The sequence below is a fragment of the Streptococcus infantarius subsp. infantarius ATCC BAA-102 genome, assembly GCF_000154985.1.
Lineage (GTDB): Bacteria > Bacillota > Bacilli > Lactobacillales > Streptococcaceae > Streptococcus > Streptococcus infantarius.
The window spans coordinates 82661-101805 of the sequence record NZ_DS572689.1 but is presented as its reverse complement, the minus strand read 5'-3'; the positions used below and the strand labels follow the sequence as shown (position 1 = coordinate 101805).

At 38.5% G+C, this 19145-nt stretch carries 16 protein-coding genes; 13 read left to right on the top strand and 3 right to left on the bottom strand.

What is annotated here, in order from left to right; translation table 11 throughout:
• The first annotated feature begins 428 nt into the window (after positions 1 to 428).
• From STRINF_RS03865 to STRINF_RS03840, 6 genes are all read left to right on the top strand, one after another.
• The gene (locus tag STRINF_RS03865) at positions 429 to 2402 is read left to right on the top strand and encodes an ABC transporter substrate binding protein (RefSeq protein WP_006531721.1); all 1974 of its coding nucleotides are present in this window, start codon (positions 429 to 431) and stop codon (positions 2400 to 2402) included.
• Complete coding sequence (locus STRINF_RS03860; RefSeq protein ID WP_006531720.1) at positions 2402 to 3205, top strand: ABC transporter ATP-binding protein; 804 nt, start codon at positions 2402 to 2404, stop codon at positions 3203 to 3205. The genes STRINF_RS03865 and STRINF_RS03860 overlap by 1 nt, the downstream gene beginning before the upstream one ends.
• 156 nt (positions 3206 to 3361) lie before the next feature.
• The gene (groES, locus tag STRINF_RS03855; protein WP_006531719.1) at positions 3362 to 3646 is read left to right on the top strand and encodes a co-chaperone GroES; all 285 of its coding nucleotides are present in this window, start codon (positions 3362 to 3364) and stop codon (positions 3644 to 3646) included.
• Between the two features lie 342 nt (positions 3647 to 3988).
• Positions 3989 to 5617 (top strand): chaperonin GroEL, encoded by a 1629-nt coding sequence (groL, locus tag STRINF_RS03850; RefSeq protein WP_006531718.1) that lies wholly within the window; start codon positions 3989 to 3991, stop codon positions 5615 to 5617.
• 137 nt (positions 5618 to 5754) lie between these two features.
• On the top strand, positions 5755 to 6615 hold the full coding sequence (locus tag STRINF_RS03845; RefSeq protein WP_006531717.1) for a helix-turn-helix domain-containing protein: 861 nt from the start codon (positions 5755 to 5757) through the stop codon (positions 6613 to 6615).
• 1108 nt (positions 6616 to 7723) lie between these two features.
• On the top strand, positions 7724 to 9340 hold the full coding sequence (locus tag STRINF_RS03840) for a zinc ribbon domain-containing protein (protein WP_006531716.1): 1617 nt from the start codon (positions 7724 to 7726) through the stop codon (positions 9338 to 9340).
• 121 nt (positions 9341 to 9461) lie between these two features.
• Here the strand turns inward: STRINF_RS03840 and STRINF_RS03835 are convergent, their stop codons facing one another.
• Complete coding sequence (locus STRINF_RS03835) at positions 9462 to 10322, bottom strand: RluA family pseudouridine synthase (RefSeq protein WP_006531715.1); 861 nt, start codon at positions 10320 to 10322, stop codon at positions 9462 to 9464.
• A 57-nt stretch (positions 10323 to 10379) separates the two neighbouring features.
• The gene (locus STRINF_RS03830; RefSeq protein WP_006531714.1) at positions 10380 to 10583 is read right to left on the bottom strand and encodes a hypothetical protein; all 204 of its coding nucleotides are present in this window, start codon (positions 10581 to 10583) and stop codon (positions 10380 to 10382) included.
• A 174-nt stretch (positions 10584 to 10757) separates the two neighbouring features.
• Between STRINF_RS03830 and pbp2a the strand changes: the two genes are divergently transcribed.
• The 5 genes from pbp2a (at position 10758) to nusG (ending at position 14707) form a co-directional block, all read left to right on the top strand.
• Positions 10758 to 13067, top strand: a complete 2310-nt coding sequence (gene pbp2a, locus STRINF_RS03825; RefSeq protein WP_006531713.1) for a penicillin-binding protein PBP2A — start codon at positions 10758 to 10760, stop codon at positions 13065 to 13067.
• Between the two features lie 51 nt (positions 13068 to 13118).
• Positions 13119 to 13271 carry a 50S ribosomal protein L33 gene (gene rpmG, locus STRINF_RS09850; protein ID WP_003067827.1) on the top strand — a complete coding sequence of 51 codons (153 nt, stop codon included), beginning with the start codon at positions 13119 to 13121 and terminating at the stop codon, positions 13269 to 13271.
• Between the two features lie 64 nt (positions 13272 to 13335).
• A complete protein-coding gene (secE, locus tag STRINF_RS03820; protein ID WP_006531712.1) occupies positions 13336 to 13512 on the top strand; it encodes a preprotein translocase subunit SecE in 177 nt (58 codons plus the stop codon).
• Between the two features lie 111 nt (positions 13513 to 13623).
• The gene (locus STRINF_RS03815; protein WP_187361778.1) at positions 13624 to 14070 is read left to right on the top strand and encodes an HXXEE domain-containing protein; all 447 of its coding nucleotides are present in this window, start codon (positions 13624 to 13626) and stop codon (positions 14068 to 14070) included.
• 97 nt (positions 14071 to 14167) lie between these two features.
• Entirely contained in the window at positions 14168 to 14707 is a 540-nt protein-coding gene (gene nusG / locus STRINF_RS03810; protein ID WP_014334231.1) for a transcription termination/antitermination protein NusG, read from the top strand.
• Between the two features lie 44 nt (positions 14708 to 14751).
• On the opposite strand, the gene STRINF_RS03805 is transcribed toward nusG, so the two are convergent.
• Complete coding sequence (locus STRINF_RS03805) at positions 14752 to 15468, bottom strand: ion transporter (RefSeq protein WP_014334232.1); 717 nt, start codon at positions 15466 to 15468, stop codon at positions 14752 to 14754.
• 108 nt (positions 15469 to 15576) lie between these two features.
• Between STRINF_RS03805 and STRINF_RS03800 the strand changes: the two genes are divergently transcribed.
• Positions 15577 to 16419: a patatin-like phospholipase family protein gene (locus tag STRINF_RS03800; RefSeq protein WP_006531708.1), complete on the top strand. Its 843-nt coding sequence runs from the start codon at positions 15577 to 15579 to the stop codon at positions 16417 to 16419.
• Positions 16420 to 16555: 136 nt separating this feature from the next.
• Positions 16556 to 19057 carry a leucine--tRNA ligase gene (gene leuS, locus STRINF_RS03795; RefSeq protein WP_006531707.1) on the top strand — a complete coding sequence of 834 codons (2502 nt, stop codon included), beginning with the start codon at positions 16556 to 16558 and terminating at the stop codon, positions 19055 to 19057.
• Positions 19058 to 19145 lie beyond the last annotated feature (88 nt).

Sequence of the window (19145 nt, the reverse complement as noted above, 5' to 3'; positions counted from 1 at the left end):
CTAGAATAGTTTATAATCAAAAACAATTGATGCAAGTCAATACCTAGCACTCATTGATTTGTAAATCTTAACAGGAGAAAAAGTATGCTTAATTTAATGTCTATAACGACTGAAAAACTGAATCGATACTATTACTTTAGTTTCTTTAGATAGACGTTTGTAGCCATCATGGATGCAAACGTCACCTGCGTTTGTATCTATGAAGCTAAAGCATTTTGCCTGTTTTGAAAAGCCGATTAGATACTTAAAAATCTAACTGGCTTTTAAGTGTTTCTACTTTTTTTGCATATGCATAAAAACCAGTTAGTTTTTTGAACTAGCTGGTTTTTGTTGTGATTGATTTAGGGGAAATCCCTAATGGTGATATTAGGTTACCTTGTCTAGCACGTGCTTTAGGCAAGTAAGTAAAAAGTAGAGGAAGGTAAATTATGAAAAAAGGTTTAACGGCTTTAATGGCTGTCATGTTAGCCGCACTCGCCTTAGCTGGGTGTTCGTCAAGCAAAAATGCAAGCAAAGATGTTGTCCATCTTGGCATTCTCCAATATGTGGAGCATCCATCATTGACTGCTGCGCGCAAAGGTTTTGTGGATGAATTGAAAAAAGAAGGTTATGTCGAAGGTAAGAATCTTAAGCTAGATTATGAAAATGCTCAAGGTGACCAGTCTAATCTTCAAACCATTTCCACAAACCTGCTTTCAAATAATGACTTGGTGCTTGGTATTGCGACGCCAGCCGCGCAAACTTTGTCAAATCTATCATCAGATGTTCCCGTGGTCTTTACAGCCGTTACCGATCCTGTGTCAGCTAAATTAGTAGATACTATGGAAACTCCTAACGGCATTGCGACTGGAACGAGCGATATGTCTCCTATCTCAAAACAGGTTGAATTGCTGCAAAAAGTTATGCCTGATGTGAAAAAAGTTGGGATTATGTACACAACTAATGAACGTAATTCAGAAGTTCAAGTTGAAGAAGCACAAAAAGAATTTGCTAAAGCAGGCATTAATGTCATTACCAAAGGGATTTCATCAACTAATGATGTTCAAGACACTGCTAAAAGCTTAATGAGTCAAACACAAGTTCTTTTCATCCCAACAGATAATATGATTGTCAGTGCCATTTCACTACTTACTGAACTATCAAAAGAAATGAAAGTTCCAGTTGTTGGTGGCTCTGCAGACGTAGTTGACCAAGGCGTCCTTTTCACTTACGGTGCCAATTACGAGGCGCTTGGTCGTCAAACAGCTAAATTAGCAGTTCGTATTATCAAAGGTGAAGACGTAAGCAAGGTTGCTGCAGAATATCCTAAAGCTCTCAATGTTGTTGCTAATGATGATATGGCAAAAACGCTTGGTATTGATTTAAGTAGCATTGAAAATGAAGCAACTAAAGCATCGACTGATGATAGTGAAAAGACAAGTACGCAGGCAAGTAGCACTGCTAAAGCAAATCCGACAAAAACATCAAATAAGTCAGCTAAAAAAGCTTCAAATGCTTGGATTGATATCATTTTAACAGCTATTTCACAAGGTCTCTTGTGGGCTATCATGGCTATCGGTGTGTTTATTACTTTCCGCATTTTGGACATTGCTGACCTTTCTGCTGAAGGATCATTCCCACTTGGTGCAGCTTCAACAGCTATCATGATTGTTAATGGCATTAATCCATTGCTTGCGACAATTGGTGGTTTTGTGGCTGGTATGTTAGCTGGTGCTGTTGCTGGCTTCTTGCACACCAAGATGAAAATTCCAGCACTCTTAACAGGGATTATCGTGTTAACAGCTCTTTATTCTGTTAACCTTTTGGTTTTGGGTAGTGCCAATGTGTCACTAGTTGGTCAAGAAACTCTTGTAACAGTGATGACGTCAGCTCTCAGCTTTTCAAAACTTTACGCCGTGATTTTGATTGGTGTTATCTTTGTAGCTTTGGTCATTCTATTACTTGTGGTCTTGTTGAACACACAAATGGGACTTGCTCTTCGTGCGACAGGTGATAACCTTGCTATGGGTGAGGCTAACGGGATTAAAGTTGACCGTATGAAGATTCTAGGTTACATGGTTTCAAATGGTTTGATTGCTCTTGCTGGTTCACTCTTAGCGCAAAATAACGGCTACGCTGATATGAATATGGGAACAGGAACAATCGTTAATGGCTTGGCTTCAATTATTTTGGCTGAAGTGATTGTCAAATACTTGCCACTTGGTAAACGCCTCTGGTCAATTGTTCTTGGATCAATTCTATACCGCTTGGTACTTGTTATTATCTTAGCCATGAATGTGGATGCCCAAATGCTTAAATTGGCCTCAGCAGTTCTTCTTGCTTTGATTCTTTATGTTCCAGAAATTCGCAATAAACTACACATTAAACCCTCAAAAACATTGACTCCAGGAGGTAACGACTAATGGCACTTTTAAGCTTATCAAATATCCATAAAACTTTTGAAAAAGGAACCGTTAATGAAAATCATGTCTTGCGTGGCCTTGACTTGGATATCGAACAAGGGGATTTTATATCAGTTATCGGGGGAAATGGTGCTGGTAAATCTACTTTGATGAATTCTATCGCTGGTGTGGTTGAAATTGACAAAGGCGATATTGTCCTAGATGGAAATTCTATTCGCAAAGCTTCAGTTGCTGCACGTTCAAAAGACATTAGTCGAGTCTTTCAAGATCCACGTATGGGAACAGCAACCAATCTGACGATTGAAGAAAATATGGCTATTGCTTATCGTCGTGGGAAAAAGCGCAGCTTCTTCAAAAAATCAATCACAGAAGCAGAACGCCAACTCTTCAAAGACAAATTGTCTGAGCTTGGCTTAGGTTTGGAAAATCGTATGAAGACTGATGCTGCCTTTTTATCAGGCGGGCAACGTCAAGCCTTAACGCTTGCCATGGCAACCTTGGTCCGTCCTAAAATTTTGCTTCTTGACGAACACACTGCAGCCCTTGATCCCAAAACAAGTGACATGGTCATGCAGCTGACTAAGAAAGTCGTTGAAGAAGAGAAACTCACAACCTTGATGATTACGCACAACATGGAGCATGCTATCGAGTATGGTAATCGTCTCGTCATGCTTTATCACGGGAAAATCGTCGTGGACGTTCGTGGCGAAGAAAAGAAAAATCTCACCGTCGCACAGCTCATGGACCTCTTCCATAAAAACAGTGGCCAAGTCCTAAATGATGATGCTTTGGTATTAGGATAATAAGAAAAAAGACAACTTAGATGACTTAGGGTCTAAGTTGTCTTTTTAGTGTTTTTTTCTTGACTATTTTTGACCAAGTGTTAAAATAGTTTTTGTAAAGACTAGCACTCTTATGCAAGGAGTGCTAACAATAATAAAAATATAGGAGGCAAAAGCATGTTGAAACCATTAGGTGACCGTGTGGTCTTGAAAGTTGAAGAAGAAAAAGAACAAACAGTTGGTGGTTTTGTCCTTGCTGGCGCAGGCAAAGAAAGCACACAAACGGCAACTGTTGTAGCTGTTGGTACTGGTGCCCGTACATTGACAGGTGAATTGGTCACACCAAGTGTTGCAGCTGGAGATAAAGTGATTATTGAAACTGGTGCAGGTGTCGAAGTGAAAGATGGTGACGATGCAGTTACTATCGTTCATGAAACAGAAATTTTAGCTGTATTAGCATAAGATAGATTAACAAAATAGTAGCCTTTAGTTACTTAGTTAGAATGTAGATAAACTAAAATTAATTATTTGTTGCAGTTGAATTTTAGGATTATTTGCGAGTGAAGCGAGCAATAAAACGATACTTTCTGCTGTGGTGAAAGTGGCTGAAATAGTAATAAATCAGCCACCCGGAAGTTTTGAGACTCTCGGCTCAAAACTTAGGTATGGAATTCCGTAGGAAGTCGCTGCCGACCGCACCACCTAAAGAAAGTATCAGAAAAAGGTCTTGTCTTCAACCTAGATAGCTTTTAGCTACTTAGTTTTATTTGAAATACATAATAGAAATCAAATGGAGGAATAGATATGGCAAAAGATATTAAATTTTCATCAGATGCACGCGCAAGCATGATGCGTGGGGTTGATATTTTAGCGGACACTGTTAAAGTAACCTTAGGCCCTAAAGGTCGTAACGTTGTTCTTGAAAAATCATTTGGTTCACCACTTATCACTAATGATGGTGTGACAATTGCCAAAGAAATCGAACTAGAAGACCACTTTGAAAACATGGGAGCTAAACTTGTTTCAGAAGTTGCTTCTAAAACAAATGACATCGCTGGTGATGGTACAACAACTGCTACAGTGTTGACACAAGCTATCGTTCGCGAAGGTCTTAAAAACGTGACTGCTGGTGCTAATCCAATTGGTATCCGTCGTGGTATCGAAGCAGCTGTTAAAGTAGCTGTTGACGAATTGAAATCAATCGCTCAACCAGTTGCTAATAAAGAAGCTATTGCCCAAGTCGCAGCCGTTTCATCACGTTCTGAAAAAGTTGGTGAATACATCTCAGAAGCCATGGAAAAAGTTGGTAATGACGGTGTTATCACAATTGAAGAATCACGTGGTATGGAAACAGAACTTGATGTTGTCGAAGGTATGCAATTTGACCGTGGATACCTTTCACAATACATGGTTACTGACAGCGAAAAAATGGTTGCTGACCTTGAAAATCCATACATCTTGATTACAGATAAGAAGATCTCAAACATCCAAGATATCTTGCCACTTCTTGAAGAAGTGCTTAAAACAAGCCGTCCACTTCTTATCATCGCTGATGACGTTGATGGTGAAGCTCTTCCAACACTTGTTCTTAACAAAATCCGTGGTACATTCAACGTTGTAGCTGTTAAAGCTCCAGGATTTGGTGATCGTCGTAAAGCAATGCTTGAAGATATCGCTATTTTGACTGGTGCTACAGTGATTACAGAAGATCTTGGTCTTGAGTTGAAAGATGCTAACATGGCGGCTCTTGGTCAAGCAGCTAAAGTAACTGTTGATAAAGACAGTACAGTTATCGTTGAAGGTGCTGGTGATGCAGATGCTATCGCTAACCGTATCAACGTGATTAAATCACAACTTGTTTCAACAACATCAGAATTTGACCGCGAAAAACTTCAAGAACGTTTGGCTAAATTAGCTGGTGGTGTTGCAGTTATCAAAGTTGGTGCTGCTACAGAAACAGCTCTTAAAGAAATGAAATTGCGTATTGAAGATGCCCTTAACGCAACACGTGCCGCTGTTGAAGAAGGTATCGTTGCTGGTGGTGGTACTGCCCTTGTTAACGTTATTTCTAAAGTTGCTGAACTTGAACTTGACGGTGATGAAGCTACAGGTCGTAACATCGTTCTTCGCGCTCTTGAAGAACCCGTTCGTCAAATTGCCTTCAACGCCGGTTACGAAGGTTCAGTTATTATTGAACGTTTGAAAAACTCAGAAGTTGGTACAGGATTCAACGCTGCTAACGGTGAATGGGTGAACATGGTTGAAGCTGGTATTATTGACCCAGTTAAAGTAACACGTTCAGCTCTTCAAAATGCTGCTTCGGTCGCAAGCCTTATTCTTACAACAGAAGCAGTTGTAGCTAACCATCCAGAACCTGCTGCAAGCACACCAGCAGCTCCTGGCATGGATCCATCAATGATGGGCGGATTCTAATCCAAAATTCGAATAGATTAATTAGAAAGAACACCTCAAGCGAGGTGTTCTTTTTGTTGATTATGTGATTTATTTATCTAAAAAGAATTTGATATAATTAAAAAAAGCAATTTTTTTAGAAAGAGGGGTGTGTTATCGTGGATGAAAAAGAAATGATGAGCTTAGGCGAGCTATATCGTGAATTACGCATGACGCGGGGCTTAAAGTTAAAAGATGTTGCTGGTCAGAAGTTGTCAGTTTCGCAGTTATCAAAGTTTGAAAATGGGCAAAGCATGCTTACAGCAGACAAACTTTTAGTGGCGATTTCGGCGATTCACATGAGCTTTTCAGAATTTGGACACGCCCTGAATCATTATCAAGAAAGTTCTTATTTTAGACTTGGAAACCAGTTGGCTAATTTACAAGTGGCTGGTGATATTGAAGGCCTTAAAGAGGTGCTGAAAAATTTTGAAGCTGACGAAAATTTTGATACCTATAATCGTTTGATGAGGATTGATATTGTCAGTGCTATTTATGCCCTTGATCCAAGTTATGAGATTAAAGAAGATGATAAGCAATTTTTGATGCAATATCTCTATAGCATCGAACAATGGACAGAGTATGAACTTTATCTTTTTGGAAACACCATGTCGATTTTATCTGATGCTGATTTGATTTTCTTAGGAAGAGCGCTTGCTGAACGCAATGAATTTTATCTGTCACTTCCTCAACATAAAAAAGCTGCGCAGTTGACCTTTATTAATATTATCTTAGCTTTGATTGAGCGTAATCAGCTTTACTACACGACTTATTTTATGACTAGGCTAGAAAGCATGATTAATTATCAAGACATGTTTACCGTAGTATTTTTAACCTTTTTAAAAGATACCTTGGCTTATTTGAAAGGTGAGACTGATGATGTTCAACCGATGAGAGAGTGTATTGAAATGGTTAAAAAATTAGGAAATCCTACAATGGCTAAGCTCTTAGAGGAACATTTGGAACAATTTATTAAATGATATAAATAATAAAAATTGAAGGATTAAACTTTCCGGTTTTTATTAGAGTGAATAGACTTTGGATTAAAAAGGCCAGAATAAGAAGTGCTATTAATAAAAAAATCTTCTTAGGCATATAATGACCTCCTATGTCCTTATTGTATCGTAAAAAACAGGGAAAACTTAAAATTATCATATATGAAAAAACAAAAATTGAATTTTCATATTTGCGAATTTCTAATAAGTGCTTTTTTCCGTGGTATATTATACTCGTAAGTATTTGAAGAAGTACTTACAGAGCAGTATTAGTCTTGGTTAGGCAAGATGTTTTTACATGTGAATAAATCAATTGTTTGGGAGCTTTTGATTTTTGGGAGTCATGTGTGATGGGAAGTATTGCTCTAAAGGGATGGGTTTTTATCCAGGAGAGTTAGCAATATGCTAATCATGGCATCTGAATCTTTGGATTGAGATGTATAAGTCATATCTTTTTTTCTTATTGAGCGACACCGTCTGTAGTATTAGTAGTATTATGCGTTCAATTACAAAAATTAGTACATTTCCGAGAGGTATGACATGAGATAGGTTTATTGAGAGTGTTTTAGCTAGGTGATTGTTCACACTAAAAAAGCGACTGATAACTCAGCTAGGCATTCTTGTAAACTGATTTACTTTTGATATCGTATTTTCAGTTGGGGGCAGCTGAAAATATGTTGGTGCAGCTTGACTGTATAACTTTCTGAAAAGACTGACAGCCACACTAAAAACTTAGGAGAAAGCAAACCTTTTTGATTTGGTAAGGTTTGCTTTTTTCTTGGGTAAAGTTACAAAATAATCGTAAAAAACCTTTGTCTGTAGTATACTAAGATTAGAAAATGTTGGTTTAGTTTTAGATATGCTTACTGTATGAAGGGAGTAGGCTTATGATGTTTTGGTTAGGTGTTGCAGGTGCGGTTTTAGTTGCTATTTATCTTGTTATTGTTGATAACAAAGATGATTTCTGAGAAGTAAAAGGTGGCCTTTAAGCCGCCTTTTTAGGTGTCATATGGTGTGATTTTTCTGTAATGGTAGCTTAAAAAGTTTTTGGTATAATAATGACTTAAGATTTGATGGAATAGGGAGGCTAAAGATGAAAAAGTTTAAACACACGCTAAAACGTAAAAAAGTCTGGATTCCTAGTGTGATTGTGGGAGTGCTACTATTGGTCTTTGTGGTTTGGGGAAGTTTTCACTACTCTAAAAAACAAGTCATTCGAGATTATGTAGCAGCCTACCAAAAATCTGGGGATACTTTTGACAATATCAAAGGTTATATCGTTTGGGCTGATAACAATGAAAAGGTTACAACTGATGAGGCTAAGTATGCGACATTTACCAAGTTATCAACATCAGAAGCTGACAAGTTAAGTAGAGATTTAATAAACGCTGATGCTTCTGATGATGCTTACGTTAAAAAAATCGGTCGTAAATTTTTGATTTTCCCAAATTATCGTATCGCTTTGAAACCTTTAGATTTGACCATTAAGACGAATGTTGATAAGGTCGACATTTTGCTCAATAAAAAGAAAGTTGCGCTTAGTGATTCAACTGATTACAGCATCAAGCTTGAACGCTTGCCAATCGCTGATTACACGGCAAGTATTTCTGGAAAATATAATGGCAAACCAATCGAGTTAAGTAAAGATTACGATGGCAAGGACAAGGTTCTTGATTTATCGGTGACTTTTAAAAACTTTAAAGTCACAAGTAACTTAGTTGATGGTGAGCTTTATTTTGATAACACACGCGTAGGCACTTTGGAAAATGGTGAGTACGAGGTTAGTGATTACCTGTTGACAGATTCAGCTAAAGCTTACGTGAAGAAGAAATTCTCAGATGGTGATTTGAAATCACAAAAACAAGCTCTAGCAAGTATCGCTGATGGGGACACGGTTGCTTTGAATGCCGATAATCTTTTGGACAATGAAATGGCTGGAAAAGTCTTGGTATCAGCTTTTGACCAAATGATTTTGTATTTGAACGCTGGGCAAGACTCATCAACGGTATCTACGGTTTTTGAAGACGGCGGTAATAATGACTTTTACAAAGGCTTGAAAGAAAGTATCAAGGCTAAGATGCAGACCGATAGTCGCAAGGCGACAAGTCTAACAGTACCAAATATCACTTTGACCAGTCTATCTCAAGTCGGCAAGGAAACTTATGTGGCAGGATTTACAGCAACTTATGATTTCCACTACGATAAATCGACAGACACTGAAAAGCAAACATCAGGTGAAGTCATCCAAGACTTAGAAGGTAAAGTAACCTTGAAGAAAGCTGGCGCGACTTATGTTGTCGCTAATTCAGGTCAAAAGAGTATCACAGTGACAAATGAAGATAATCAAGTCAAAGGAGAGTCGCTCTTTCCAGAAGCTATGCTTGGCACATGGAAAGTCGACGATAAGAGTGATACATCATTTACCTTTGAGGCTGATGGGACAATCACTCAAACGACTAAAAATAACAAGAAACAAACCAAGGTTACGGGTATTGAAGACAAAGGAAATAATGTCTATCATTACCTTTACGGAGACGATGCCGACACAAGCGTCTTTACAGTTAGTGGTCTTGGCGGTGTTGGTGTTAAATATACTTTCGGTATTAAAGTCGACGGTAATAAACTTACCTTAGTGGTATGGCAAGCAAATAAAGATGCTGATTTTGATTACAGCAAACCAATGCTTGCCAGCACTTTGAGTAAAAAATAAGAAAAGGAATCAGTAGTCTTATAAAACTTGATTTCTCAACGCATTAGAACCCACTTAATCACTCCGTTTTGCTTATTATAATTTCATAAATAAAGGGGTTGGTGACTTTTGTCCCAACCTCTTAATGTAATCCTGCTTCAAATGTTTTGGATTTAGCTTCAACACTGATTTTTTCAAGAGTAAATGGGTGTGTGAAGCTGAGTTTATGCGCGTGGAGCATGAGGCGCTTAGCAGGAGTGTTACTGTATAATGGGTCACCGATGATGGCATGTCCGTGTGCTGACAGATGGACGCGGATTTGGTGCGTGCGTCCCGTTTTTAGACGGCATTTGACCAGCGATCCTTTTGGAAAGACCTTGAGGCGGTCAACAATAGTTAAGGCAGTTTGGCCATTTCTGCGGTCCACAACACGTTTTCTGCGATCATGTCGATCACGTCCAATTTTATCTTGAAAGACTTGGTGTTTAGGTTCAAATTTTCCTTGAGCTAGTGCCCAATATTCACGTGAAATGTCTTTGTTTTCAAGCAGACGATTTAGAATTGGCAGAACAAAAGGATTTTTAGCAAACATAACAGCGCCACTCGTTTCCATATCTAAGCGGTGAATGACGTAGCATGTTTTTCCGACATAGGCTGACACATGGTTGAGTAGAGCAATTTCATTTGGCTCGTTGCCGTGTGTCTTTATGCCTTCAGGTTTGTTGACAATGATGAGATGCTCATCTTGGTAAAGACAATCAACTAACTTGCTATCACCAAATGGAATCGTTTTTTGTGGGTAATCGTCGTCATCAAAAGTTAGCTGGATAGTGTCGCCTGTTTTGACCAAGCTCTGCCAGTTGATATTTTCCCCGTTAATCAGTAAGTGTTTTTTGGTGCGTAAAAAATGGCGAATTTTTCGCGGAATCAGTAAATGCTCTTCTAACAGTTCCTTAACTGTGCTATCTGGATAAGGATTTTTAAGCGTATATGTTAAAGTCATAGCTCTATTATAGCATGAGTGCGCAAAAAAAAAACGCACCTTATGGCGCGCTTAGATTTACTTGTCTTTAGCTTCGTTTTCGTGTAGCCAATCGTGGTATTTTCCCAAAAGGTTAACTGCCATTTGAGTTGCGACAGCCATTGAGTAAGCTTCAGTGCCTTCAGCTTCACTTTCTGAAACTTCGATTTTTGTTTCGTCGTAAACGGCTTTTAAACTATCGTGTGACAATGTTTTTTTGAATGCTTCGAATCCTTTGTTCATGGTAAAATCCTTTCTAATACTCGTTCAAGTATCGTGGACAATTGTGACAACCAGATAAGTTGTGAGCGTTTTTATTGATACTTTTATTTTACCACAAAAGAGATGAAAATGTTGTAATCAAGATGAAATCCCTTTTCATCTGACGTTTTTCAAAAGAACTGTTATAATGTGGTTATGACAAAATTTAAAATGATTAAAGAAAAGCTTCTTTCTTTTTTTAAATCAGAAAAAGAAGAAGTGCCTTTCAAGAATCACATCAGTCAGGAAAATGACAATGATTATCTGGCTGATGACTTAAGTGACTTTGAAACTGAAAATACTGAAGAGCAGGCAGCTCCAACCTACCAACGTAGTAAAGAGTACCACGAAAAAGCAAAGAAGCAGCCAGCTTGGCTGCAAAAGCTTTCGCGTTTTATGCCATCACCTAAGAATCCTATTAGACGTTTTTGGCGTCGTTACCGAGTTGGAAAAATCTTACTCATTTTGGCTGGTATTGGTGTTTTAGCCATTGGCTCTTACCTTTTTGCCGTTGCCAAATCAACCAATGTCTCGGATTTGCAGGACGCATTGAAGGCGACAACTGTTATTTATGATAAAGATGACAATCAAGTTGGTTCGCTTTCAGGGCAAAAAGGGACTTACGTTGAGTTAAACGCTATTAGCGATAACATGAAAAAGGCGGTAATTGCAACAGAAGACCGTTCATTTTACAAAAATGGTGGGATTAATTACTCTCGTTTCTTCTTAGCTTTGTTCACCATGGGACACTTTGGTGGTGGGTCAACCATCACGCAACAATTGGCTAAAAATGCTTATCTAAGCCAAGAACAAACGGTCACTCGTAAAGCTAAAGAATTCTTCTTAGCGATTGAATTGACCAAAAAATACAGTAAAGATGATATCTTGACCATGTATTTGAACAATGCTTATTTTGGAAATTCGGTCTGGGGTGTCCAAGATGCCAGCCGCAAGTATTTCGGAACGGACGCTGCCAATCTGACTGTTGAACAATCAGCTATCTTAGCAGGGATGCTAAAAGGTCCTGAAATTTATAACCCTTATTACTCTGTAGAAAATGCGACAAACCGACGCAATACGGTCTTAGGAGTTATGGTTGATGCAGGAAAAATCACACAAGCAGAAGCCAATCAAGCTAAGCAAGTTGATATCGCAAGTGAATTGAACGATACTTATACTGGAAATTCTGATGATTATCAGTACGGTTCATACTTTGATGCGGTTATTCAAGAAGCTGAAAAAAAATATGGCTTGTCTGAAAATGATATTGTCAACAATGGCTATAAGATTTACACAGAATTAGACCAAAACTATCAAGCAAATATGCAGGCTGTTTTTGATAACACGGCTTATTTCCCAGTATCTGATTATGATGGCCAAACAGCCCAAGGAGCTAGTGTTGCCATGGATCCGTCAACTGGTGCGGTTCGTGGTTTGGTTGGACGTGTCAGCCCAAGTTCAGCAACTTTCCGTAGCTTTAACTACGCGACACAAGCCTCACGAAGCCCTGGTTCAACCATTAAACCTCTAGTGGTTTACTCACCAGCTGTTGCTTCAGGTTATGCCATTACGACTGATTTACCAAATACACCTAGGGATTACGATGGTTATTCTCCAACGAACTACGCCGGTATTGAAACAGCAGACCTTCCAATGTATCAAGCTTTGGCAAATTCATACAATATCCCAGCGGTTTACTTACTTCATAAAATCGGTGTTAGCAAGGGAATGAGCTACGGTCAAAAATTTGGTCTTAACATGAAAAATGTTAAGGAAGAATTGGGCGTTGCCCTTGGTGGTGGTGTTACAACCAACCCACTTGAAATGGCTCAAGCTTACGCAACCTTTGCTAATGGTGGTGTAATGCCGAAAGGACATTTGATTACCAAGATTGAAAATGCCAGCGGTGATGTTATTGCGGAATTCAAGCCCTCAACCAAGCGCGTGATTAGCCAATCTGTAGCTAACAAAATGACCAGCATGATGCTTGGAACTTTCTCAAACGGTTCAGCGGTCAACGCCAATGCTTATGGTTACACAATCGCAGGTAAGACTGGGACAGTGGAAGCTAACTTCAATGCTGATTTGACAAGTGACCAGTGGGTTATCGGTTATACGCCAGACGTGGTTATCGCACAGTGGATTGGTTATGATTCGACAGATGAAAATCACTACCTGACTGATGCAAGTTCTGGTACAGCGTCGACAATCTTTAGCGCAGTAGCCAGCAGCATTTTGCCATATACTGCAGGAACAGAATTTACCGTTGAAAATGCTTATAGCCAAAATGGTTACGACTTGGTTTACAGCGCAAATGGTCAAACAAGTACAAGTCAATCCTCAAGTTCTGATAACATTCTTGATAAAGTTCAAGAATCAGCTCAAGATGCAGGAGATAAGATTGGACGTGCGGTTAAAGATGCTTGGGATAACTTCTCAAGTTGGTTCAACAAGCAGACTAACTAAGTCACTTGCCAACTTATGAAAAACATGATAAAATAAGATCTCGGAGGAATTATGGCACAGAAAAAAGCAAGTTTAGCTTGTACAGAATGTGGAAGCCGTAACTACTCTATCGGAGTTAGTAGCAACCCCAAACCTGTACGACTAGAAGTTAATAAATATTGTAAACATTGTAAAAAATACACGCTACACAAAGAAACACGATAATTTGTAGCGGTCATTCTCAGCTTTAGAGTAATGAGCGAGATGATAGAATAAGGAGGAGTCGCCTGTGGCATTCATTAAGGGAGTATTTACGATTTTAAGTGAAACAACTTGGCCAGATCGTAAACAACGTTGGAAAGATTATATCTCTGTACTTGAATATACAGCATTCTTTACCATTGTTATTTTCATTTTCGATAAATTGCTCTCACTGGGAGTGATGAATTTGTTAAATCGATTTTAAAGTACAGCCGTAGCTTTGAGCTACGGTTGTTTATTTTTGTCATTAAAGGGCATAATGGAGCTGAAGTAGCTAACAAAAGTTTTGGGGGTAATGAGCATGATAGCCTTTTTTATGATTTTTCCAGCATTATTTATGACACATGAGATGGAAGAGTTGATTTTTATGCCTGGATTTGTGACAAAGTTACCAGCATCTAAGGCAACTAAAAAAGTTCAAGCTTATTATAGCCCATTGGTTTTTAATCTTACGGTTTTGGAGCAACTCTTGCTTTTGCTATTGATTTTAGGCATCAGCTATTACAGCAAGCATTTTGGTTTTTATGTGACAGTTATAATTGCTTATATCTACCATATTGTTGGTCATCTTGTGCAAAGTTTGGTGCTAAAGAGATATGTCCCAGGCTTGATTGGTGGTATTATAACTGCTGTTATCTCTCTTGCTTTTCTATTTTCTTTTGGCTTAGTTGATTATCGTTATTACCTTTATGCGCTAGTAACTTTGCTGATTATCTTTGGCAATATCTTGCTGTCTTTTAAAATGTTAAATCAGCTTCTTTAGCAGTAATTCATTGACAGCGCTAGCGATTTTTCCTATAATAAAATAAAGAAAAACACCCAAGAAGCCTTTAAGGGGCTTTTTTATAATGGAGGAAATTATGTTAGATTCTTTTGATAAAGGTTGGTTTGTGCTACAAACTTACTCTGGTTACGAAAACAAAGTAAAAGAAACTCTTTTGCAACGTGCACAAACTTATAACATGTTGGATAACATCTTGCGTGTCGAAATTCCAACACAAACAGTTAACGTTGAAAAAAATGGTAAAGTCAAAGAAGTTGAAGAAAATCGCTTCCCAGGTTATGTTCTGGTTGAAATGGTTATGACAGACGAAGCTTGGTTCGTTGTTCGTAACACTCCAAACGTTACTGGTTTCGTTGGTTCACACGGTAACCGTTCAAAACCAACTCCACTTTTGGAAGAAGAAATCCGTTCAATTCTTATCTCAATGGGACAAACTGTTGATGTCGTTGACACAAACATCAAAGCTGGTGATGTGGTTCAAATCATCGACGGTGCTTTCTCTGGTCAAGAAGGACGTGTTGTTGAAATTGAAAACAACAAAGTTAAATTGATGATTAACATGTTCGGAACAGAAACACAAGCTGAATTGGAACTTTACCAAATCGCTGAATTGTAATATCAAAAAGCTGAGCTCTTTTAAGAGTTCAGCTTTTTAGTTATTTAATGTTTATGTCTGTGTCGTCGTGTTTCGATTTCTTCAAGATAGCCTGCGGTCATGATGCTGACAGGAAGAGCGATGATTACCACGCCAAGGATTGATGAAATCATGGTGATTAATTTTCCGATGGCAGAAACGGCGTAAATATCACCGTAACCAACGGTTGTCATAGAAATGGTCGCCCAATAAAGTGCATCAAAGAAGTTGCCAAAAGTTGTTGGCTCAACATTGAAAATAACGAGAGCAGAAATGAAAATATAAATAACAACTAAAGCTCCAACGATTAACAAAGATTCTTTTTGCTTTTTAAGAACATGGATGAGCGTGTTGATGCTTCTAGAATAACGAAAGAGTTTGAAAACGCGAATGGTACGAATCATCCGCACTATTTTAAATAATCGAAAAGTATTATTCCAAAATAATAGAGAAGATAAAATGGCAATAAGGTCTGTCATCGCAAGGAAAGTAAAAGGGTATTTGATAAAAGAGATTTTTCCTTGCTTGAGTTTGAAATCAGCCGTCATCAAGCGTAACAAGTAATCAATGATAAAAATCAGAGTGGTTACATTTTCCAGAATCGCATAAAAAGTAAAATGTGTTTTGATAGTTAGCGGAAGTAAACTTGCAATAATGACAAGGATCATGAAAATATCATAGATTTTTTCAATGGTAGTTATATTTTTGGTTGGCTCGATAATGTTGTAGATTTTCTTTCGCATAACTATCTCCTTTGAATTCTTAAGACTATTATAACATAGTAAAATCCATCTAAATAGCACAGTTTTTGGTATAATAAGTAACAAAATTAGAAAGAACGGAGGAGGAGAATGTCTGTTGGTTTAGTACTAGAAGGTGGCGGCATGCGAGGCCTGTATACAGCAGGAGTGCTAGATACTTTTTTAGAGGCTGGTATCAAGGTTGATGGTGTTGTTTCGGTATCAGCAGGGGCACTTTTTGGCGTTAATTTCTTGTCAAAACAAAAAGGTCGTGCCATTCGTTACAATAAAAAATACGCTTCTTACCCAAATTATATGGGGCTTCGTTCGTGGTTAAAAACAGGAAATGTCGTTAATAAAGACTTTGCCTATTACAAGGTTCCAATGGAATTAGATGTTTTTGATGAAAAAGCTTTTGAAGAGTCAGGAGTTCCTTTTTACGCAACGGTGACGAACCTAGCAACTGGAAAACCCGAATACCACAAAGTTGATAATGTCTTTGACCAAATGGAGCTGCTCCGAGCTAGCTCTGCTTTGCCATTAGCTTCAAAAATCGTGGAATGGAAAGGACAAAAATATCTTGACGGTGGTTTGTCAGACAGCATTCCAGTTGATTTTGCAAGAAATTTAGGATTTGATAAATTGATTGTTGTCTTAACACGTCCAATTGATTACCGCAAAAAACCAAGCAGCAGTCGTCTTTATAGACTTTTTTATAGAAAATATCCTAAATTTGTAGAAGTTGCTTCAAAACGTTACGAGCATTACAATAATACCATTGAGCATATCATTGACTTGGAAAATAAAGGCGAACTTTTTGCTATTCGTCCAAGCCAAAATTTAGAAATCGGACGTCTTGAAACAAATCCTGAAAAATACGAAGAAATTTACCAAGTCGGCTTAGCAGATGCCAAAGAAGATATGACAAAATTGAAGGAATATTTAGCAAAATGATGAGCGAAGATTTGATTTGATATCAAACTGCTCTTATCAACTAACAAAAGGCATGAAATCCCCCGTGATTTCGCCTTTTTTCTTTATTCTTTTCGTGGTATAATAGTAACTAATACTAAGAACATGGAGAAATGACATGGCAACTTATAATCATAAAGAGATTGAGAAAAAATGGCAGGCTTTTTGGGCCGATAATCATACTTTTAAAACAGGAACAGACACTGATAAACCAAACTTTTACGCCTTAGATATGTTCCCATACCCATCTGGTGCTGGTCTTCACGTAGGACACCCAGAAGGATACACTGCAACTGATATTCTTAGCCGTTTTAAACGTGCTCAAGGTTACAACGTTCTTCACCCAATGGGTTGGGATGCCTTTGGTCTTCCTGCAGAACAATACGCGATGGATACAGGTAATGACCCAGCTGAATTTACAGCTAAAAATATCGCTAACTTCAAACGTCAAATCAACTCACTTGGTTTCTCATATGACTGGGACCGCGAAGTGAACACTACTGACCCTAACTACTACAAATGGACTCAGTGGATTTTCACAAAATTGTATGAAAAAGGTTTGGCATACGAAGCTGAAGTACCAGTTAACTGGGTCGAAGAATTAGGTACAGCTATCGCCAACGAAGAAGTGCTTCCGGACGGAACTTCAGAACGTGGTGGATATCCAGTTGTTCGTAAACCAATGCGTCAATGGATGCTTAAAATCACAGCTTACGCAGAACGTTTGCTTGAAGATTTGGATGATCTTGATTGGCCAGAATCAATCAAAGACATGCAACGTAACTGGATTGGTAAATCAACTGGTGCTAATGTTACTTTCAAAGTAAAAGATACTGATAAAGACTTCACTGTCTTTACAACTCGTCCAGATACACTATTTGGTGCAACTTACGCTGTTTTAGCTCCTGAACACCCACTTGTTGAAGCTATTACAACACCAGAACAAGCTCAAGCAGTTGCTGATTATAAACACCAAGCAAGCCTTAAATCAGACCTTGCTCGTACAGACCTTGCTAAAGAAAAAACAGGTGTTTGGACTGGTAGCTATGCAATCAACCCAGTAAACGGTAAAGAAATGCCAATCTGGATTGCTGACTATGTTCTTGTAAGCTACGGAACTGGTGCTATCATGGCTGTTCCTGCCCACGATACACGTGACTGGGAATTTGCAAAACAATTTAACCTAGAAATCATTCCAGTTCTTGAAGGTGGAAATGTTGAAGAAGAAGCTTACACAGAAGATGGACTTCACATCAACTCTGGTTTCCTAGATGGTCTTGATAAAGCGCAAGCTATTGACAAAATGGTCGAATGGCTTGAAGCAGAAGGTGTTGGTAATAAGAAAGTAACTTACCGTCTTCGTGACTGGCTCTTCTCACGTCAACGTTATTGGGGTGAACCAATCCCAATCATCCACTGGGAAGATGGTACAACAACAGCTGTTCCAGAAGATCAACTTCCACTTGTATTGCCAGTAACAAAAGATATCAAACCTTCAGGTACAGGTGAATCACCACTTGCTAACTTGACTGATTGGCTTGAAGTGACACGTGAAGACGGTGTTAAAGGTCGTCGTGAAACCAATACAATGCCTCAATGGGCTGGTTCAAGCTGGTACTTCTTGCGTTACATTGATCCACACAACGATGAAAAAATGGCTGATGAAGAGCTTCTAAAAGCTTGGTTGCCAGTTGATATCTACATCGGTGGTGCTGAACACGCTGTGCTTCACCTTCTTTATGCTCGTTTCTGGCATAAATTCCTTTATGATTTAGGTGTCGTTCCAACCAAAGAACCATTCCAAAAACTCTTTAACCAAGGGATGATTTTGGGAACAAGCTACCGCGATCACCGTGGTGTACTTGTGGCAACTGACAAAGTTGAAAAACGCGACGGTTCATTCTTCCATATCGAAACTGGTGAAGAACTTGAACAAGCCCCAGCTAAAATGTCTAAATCACTTAAAAACGTTGTTAACCCAGATGACGTCGTTGAACGTTACGGTGCGGATACTCTTCGTGTGTACGAAATGTTCATGGGACCACTTGACGCTTCAATCGCTTGGTCTGAAGAAGGTCTTGAAGGCTCACGTAAATTCCTCGACCGCGTCTATCGCTTGTTGACAACAAAAGAAATTGTTGCAGAAAACAATGGCAATTTGGATAAAGTTTACAACGAAACAGTCAAAGCTGTAACTGAACAACTTGAAGCCATGAAATTCAACACAGCTATCGCACAATTGATGGTATTTGTTAACGCAGCAAATAAAGAAGATAAACTCTTTGTTGACTACGCTAAAGGCTTTGTACAATTGTTAGCACCATTTGCACCACACCTTTCTGAAGAATTGTGGCAAACATTGACACAATCAGGCGAATCAATTTCATACGTTGCATGGCCAACATGGGACGAAGCAAAACTCGTTGAAAACAACGTTGAAATAGTTATCCAAATCAAAGGTAAAGTTCGTGCAAAACTTGTTGTACCAAAAGATTCAAGCCGTCAAGAACTTGAAAAACTTGCTCTTGCAAACGAAAAAATTCAAGATGAAATCACTGGTAAAGACATTATCAAAGTGATTGCGGTACCTAATAAACTTGTAAACATTGTTGTAAAATAAGTTTAAATAGATGAATCCTGTCCTTAAGGGCAGGATTTTTTTGTTGGTAAAAACTGAGTTTTAGTAAAACCTTGGTAAAAACAAGCAG